The sequence below is a fragment of the Mycoplasma enhydrae genome (assembly GCF_025779955.1).
Classification (GTDB): Bacteria; Bacillota_I; Bacilli_A; order Mycoplasmatales; family Metamycoplasmataceae; genus Metamycoplasma; species Metamycoplasma enhydrae.
The window spans coordinates 1-761 of sequence record NZ_JAOXHI010000023.1 but is presented as its reverse complement, the minus strand read 5'-3'; the positions used below and the strand labels follow the sequence as shown (position 1 = coordinate 761).

The following is a 761-nucleotide window of genomic DNA, read 5'->3' as shown; positions in this document are numbered from 1 at the left end:
TTTACTTTATTATCTAGAGCTTGTTTGGTTTGTTCAGCTTCTTGTAATTTTTGTTTTAAATCTTTAGCTTCATCTTCTAAATTATTATCTTTTGCTTTTTGAATAGCTTGTTTAGCTTTTTCAATAGTTTTATTTAAAGGATCTTGAGCTGCTTTAAGTTTATCTAAATCTTCACCTTTTAAAGCTTCCTTAGCAGCTTCATTAGCTTTATCTAGTTCTGTAGTAGCATTAAGAATTTCAGTCTTAATTTCTTGTTCTTTATTTTCAATTTTTTCAATTGCTTCAGCTGCTTTATTTAAAGCTTCTTGAGCAGCTTCGATTTTATCTTTTAAGGTTTTATTATCATCATTAAGTTTAGGTTCATCTTTATTTTTATCATATAGTTCTTGAGCATTTTTAATTTCTTGTTCAAGAACATTTTTAGAATTAACTATATCTGATTTATTAGAAGAATTTAGAATACCTTCAACATCTTGAGTTTTTTGTTCTAGATCTTCAATTTGTTTTTTAATTTTGGCTTTTTCTTGAGCAATTTGTTGTTCTTTTAGTTCAACTGCTGCTTTTCTATTTTCGATTAGAGTGGTTTTAGCGATAATTTCAGCAATTTTATCTGTAATTTTTTTAGTGCTTGTAACATCACCTGCTTTTTCTGTTTCTTTTTTAGCGTCTTCTAATTTTGTTTTAGCGCTTGCTAATTTTCCAAGAACTTCAGTTAATTTTGCTTTATCTTCACTATTTTTATTATTTTCAGCTTCTTCTAA

The 761-nt window shown here is 26.8% G+C and carries 1 protein-coding gene; it reads right to left on the bottom strand.

Annotated features, from left to right (window positions below):
- Positions 1–761 (bottom strand): hypothetical protein (locus OF364_RS03005; RefSeq protein WP_263774132.1); only part of this gene is annotated, 761 nt, incomplete at both ends.